Origin of the sequence: Maribacter sp., assembly GCF_049667165.1 — a bacterium.
Taxonomy (GTDB): Bacteria; Bacteroidota; Bacteroidia; order Flavobacteriales; family Flavobacteriaceae; genus Maribacter_A.
The window spans coordinates 1-3,941 of sequence record NZ_JBATHS010000425.1; the positions used below are offsets into that span (position 1 = coordinate 1).

A 3,941-nucleotide genomic window follows, 5' to 3' on the forward strand; every position below is an offset into this window, starting at 1 on the left:
TTTTCGAAGTTTTCGCAGAACTAACTGTAAATCAAGCGGAAGTGCGTTCCGATGCAATCGGAAAGGAGCATGAAGCGTAGATTTAGCAGTGGTTTTGCTTGCAAAAAGTTCCTTGAAAACTTCTTGATTTTTTGCTTCGTTTTGCATCAAGGCAAAATGAAGGAGAAAAAGTATACCACCAACCACATCACCCGGCCCATCTTTCTAAAGCCAAATCATTTGCTTTCTCCATCTGCACTGGTTTAACCTGAGCGCATCTTGCCTGCCGGCAGGCAGGGTCGAAGGGTTTTGCATCAAGGCAAATTGAATAAGAAAAAGATAGATTGACCAAATAATACCCTCGGGCATTCATCCAGCTTATGCCTCATAAAAAGGAGTCGAAAGTCCCCACAAACGCGCGATCATATTAATACAATTTTGTTCGTTCTTGATCACTTCGCCATCAGCACGGGCTATCTCTATGAGATCTGCTATTAATAATTGGGCAAAATCTGCATTGAACCATTTTTCTTTTTTTAAAGAGTTGGCCACCAGTTTTACTTGCTTTATAATTTCCTCATCCATTTTATGTTGAGGGGCATCTTCGCCAATGTTGGTATACCAAAGAAATGCCTTGTGAAATTTTTGTTCAACATCCTGTTGTGTATATGCTACGCCCTCACCTGCCAATTTTGAAACAAAAAATGCTGTCTTTTGAATTATAACCTCAATTTCCTGTTCATCTAAATAGCTGTCTGTCAATTCTGCACAGGCAATCATCAAAAATAAACTGCCATCTACCCAATCATATGTTTCCTTAACCATTGGTAATCCTTTTTTAGCTTGGTTCGTTTAAAGGAGTAAAGTTAGCTATTTTGAATAATCTATCCTCCAACCCATATCCTTTTAAATTACTAATTTTATACAGCACTACCATTCCGTTTTTTATGAACCATTTCAGAAAACCATTTCAAAAATATCTACACTTCAACTGGCAGTTTGGCCTGTTCTTAATACTCCTGTTTGGTATCCCACGGTTTTTTATTGTATTAAATGCCAATATTACGGGCAACTATAGCTTTACCTCCCTCCTTTTTGTGGCTATGATGCTTACGCTATTTATCTTATTAAGCAAGTCCGGAAGAAAAACCATCGGACTTACAAAGCCCACTAATTATTTATGGTTAGGCGCTGTGTTTATACTGGGTATCGTTATGGGTTTGATCGTTTATATGTTGGGCTATTATTTATATGGATCTACCCCCAATAACTGGTATGTCTATATTGCTGACTCCTACACGCTCCCTGCCGAAGCGTTGGCAGACCAAAAGATGGTATATTTTATCATTTTTGCGCTGATAGGGATGACCTTTAGCCCTATTGGCGAAGAGTTATTATACCGGGGGCTTATCCATCAAAGTTTTGTAAAAAGATTTGGCGAAAACTATGCTTCTGTATTCGATAGCCTGGCTTTTGCGATCGTTCATATAGCGCATTTCGGGTTGATCTATACCGCTATGGGCTGGCACTTTTTATACCGGCCGGGCCTGCAATGGGTTGCCGTTACCTATTTTGCCGCCCGCTTATTTTACTATAGCAAAAAAAAGACAGGCAGTATTTACGGGGCTATCGCTTGCCATGCCGGGTTTAATTTGGGGATGACCTATGCTATATTTTACTATATCTTATAAAATCGTGTCATACGATCAATTTATCAAACACTTCGGTAAATAAATCAAGCTGCCCGATAAATAAAATAACCGATTCGTCCTTTACTACCTATTTTATAGTTTAACTAAACATAACTTGTACATATAAATATGGGGATAACCAGGTACATGATGTATCCGCTTTACCTCATGATTTGGCAAAAATAAAAATGGCGATGCTGAAAACCGATGAGAGTAAGCATAAAAACTAAAAACCATACAGATGAGCAAAACAATTGTAGTACGACACAAAGTAAAGGACATTCATACATGGCTGAAAGGTCATAAAGAAAGGGTGGAAATATTTGCTCCTGCCGTTTCAAGCTTTAAAACCTTTCAGGATCAAAATGACCCAACATCTGTGCTGTTGGTGATGCAAGTAACAGATATGGAAAAACTTGGCGCTATCTTGAATGATCCAAAAACCGCGGAGGGTAAAAAAAGGCATACCGTATTAGAACCTATTACCATGTCTATGCAAGTAGATGTATAAAAACAGCATCTTATCGCTAGGGTAAATTATCATGCGCAACTTAAACAGTTGTGATTCTTGAGAACAATAGCACGAAGGCATAACGCCATGTATATTTAATTGATCATGCATGCCTTAGTAACCATATCATATGAAAACAATCTTTGCCATCTTCATAGCATTTGGAATAATTTCTTGTAAGCCAAATCCCGCTGTCAATATAGGTGACCAGACGGGAAACTTTAGTGGCCTAATTGAATATGGCAATTTTTCCGATAAGATACTATTTGAAATAGAAAGTGATTCTGTAAATTTTAAGGTTTTCTTCACGAGTTTAGCGCAAAACGCCAACCGAATTCCGTTTCAAAATGTTGAGGTAAGCGGTGATTCAATAAATTTTAAATTGCAAAGCGATTTTTACACTTACTCCTTTAAAAACAAATGGATTGATAATAATAGCAAGCTTCAGGGATCGTTTTCTGTCGATACCATTACAATCCGCTACACCTTAGAAAAGGAACTTTTAGAAACTAGCAATGCTCTAAAAAGTGAGGAAATTAGTTTTGAATCAAATGGCTTTAATCTAAATGGAACTATTTGGTATCCTAATAACAAAGGGGATAAAACCCTAATAATTGTAACTTCTTCTGGAAATGCAGACCGAAGTGCTTCCCGTGCAGAAGCCATGTTATTTGCAAGTATGGGATTCACTACTTTCCATTATGACAAAAGAGGCACTGGAAATTCTCAGGGCAATTGGGAAGTTGCAACAATTGAAGAACTATCTTCAGATGATATAAATGCCATAAAATATTTCTCTGATAATACTGGAATTCCTCTCGAGAAAATTGGAATAAAAGGAAGTAGTCAAGGAGCTGCCAAAATACCATATATTTTAAATGAATTAGAGAATCTCAAATATGGAATTGCCGTAAGTTGTCCCGGAGTTACCTTACTAGAAAGCGATTTAAACTATTGGAAAAATAGAAATGCAGAAGCATTTGGAAAAGAAATTGAAAATGCAACTGCATTACAACGCAAGGTTTTTGAATTTATAGCAGGAACACTATCAAAAACAGATTTAGAAAAGGCTATTGATAATGAAAAATCAAAATCGTGGTTTGCCAATATATGGGTACCAAATTTGGATGAAGTCCAAATAGATAAGAAACTACTTTATAGTCCAATTCCCTACTTTGAAACTACCAAGCAACCCATCCTAATCCTACAAGGAACATTAGATGAAATAATACCCGCTAATAGTCATGAACTCATTGCTGATGCACTAACGAAATCGAGTAATAGTAATTTTGAAACAATTTTAGTAGCGGGGGCCTCTCATTCGATGAACTATGTTGGAAAAAGTGATTTCCCTTACTGGTCAAAATTGCATCCTGATTATTTAAAAATTATTGAAGATTGGATAGATACTGTTTCTAACACAAAATAATCGTCATTCCCGCCTACCGGCAGGCAGGGTCGAAGGGTTTTACATCAAGGCAAAATGAAGGGTAATAAATTATTGTTCCATTCTGAAAGATTGCCACATCTCGCCCAATGCGCCAGCTGGCCCTATCGCTAAATAAGTCCGCCTCCTCTCTGTGGCTGGCCCATCATTCAAAAGGAAAGTCATTTCCTTTTTCATTCTGTCCTTTATACGCTCTGTCCCACAATGACGTTTAATAAGTAGATTGTTCGTTCTAAACACCAAATGATAATTATTTCGTTTTCGAAGTTTTCGCAGAACTAACTGTAAATCAAGCGGAAGTGCGTTCCGATGC

General features: G+C 37.4%; 5 protein-coding genes. 3 read left to right on the forward strand and 2 right to left on the reverse strand.

The window, feature by feature from the left end:
* Positions 1-357 precede the first annotated feature (357 nt).
* Positions 358-804: a TerB family tellurite resistance protein gene (locus tag WBM98_RS18965; RefSeq protein ID WP_424367586.1), complete on the reverse strand. Its 447-nt coding sequence runs from the start codon at positions 802-804 to the stop codon at positions 358-360.
* Positions 805-926: 122 nt separating this feature from the next.
* On the opposite strand from WBM98_RS18965, the gene WBM98_RS18970 reads away from it, so the two are divergent.
* The 3 genes from WBM98_RS18970 (at position 927) to WBM98_RS18980 (ending at position 3,610) form a co-directional block, all read left to right on the forward strand.
* Positions 927-1,670, forward strand: coding sequence for a lysostaphin resistance A-like protein (locus tag WBM98_RS18970; RefSeq protein WP_424367587.1), 744 nt, complete (start codon positions 927-929; stop codon positions 1,668-1,670).
* 241 nt (positions 1,671-1,911) lie between these two features.
* A complete protein-coding gene (locus WBM98_RS18975; protein WP_424367588.1) occupies positions 1,912-2,181 on the forward strand; it encodes a hypothetical protein in 270 nt (89 codons plus the stop codon).
* A gap of 130 nt (positions 2,182-2,311) precedes the next feature.
* On the forward strand, positions 2,312-3,610 hold the full coding sequence (locus tag WBM98_RS18980; RefSeq protein WP_424367589.1) for an alpha/beta hydrolase family protein: 1,299 nt from the start codon (positions 2,312-2,314) through the stop codon (positions 3,608-3,610).
* A 69-nt stretch (positions 3,611-3,679) separates the two neighbouring features.
* Here WBM98_RS18980 and WBM98_RS18985 read toward each other — a convergent pair.
* Positions 3,680-3,941: hypothetical protein (locus WBM98_RS18985; protein ID WP_424367590.1), on the reverse strand; the 262-nt coding region annotated here is incomplete at its 5' end.

Excerpts from the sequence above, each read along its gene's own strand:
- WBM98_RS18975 (WP_424367588.1), top strand. The coding sequence starts at position 1,912 with ATGAGCAAAACAATTGTAGTACGACACAAAGTAAAGGACATTCATACA.
- WBM98_RS18965 (WP_424367586.1), bottom strand. The coding sequence starts at position 804 with ATGGTTAAGGAAACATATGATTGGGTAGATGGCAGTTTATTTTTGATG.
- WBM98_RS18980 (WP_424367589.1), top strand. The coding sequence starts at position 2,312 with ATGAAAACAATCTTTGCCATCTTCATAGCATTTGGAATAATTTCTTGT.
- WBM98_RS18970 (WP_424367587.1), top strand. The coding sequence starts at position 927 with ATGAACCATTTCAGAAAACCATTTCAAAAATATCTACACTTCAACTGG.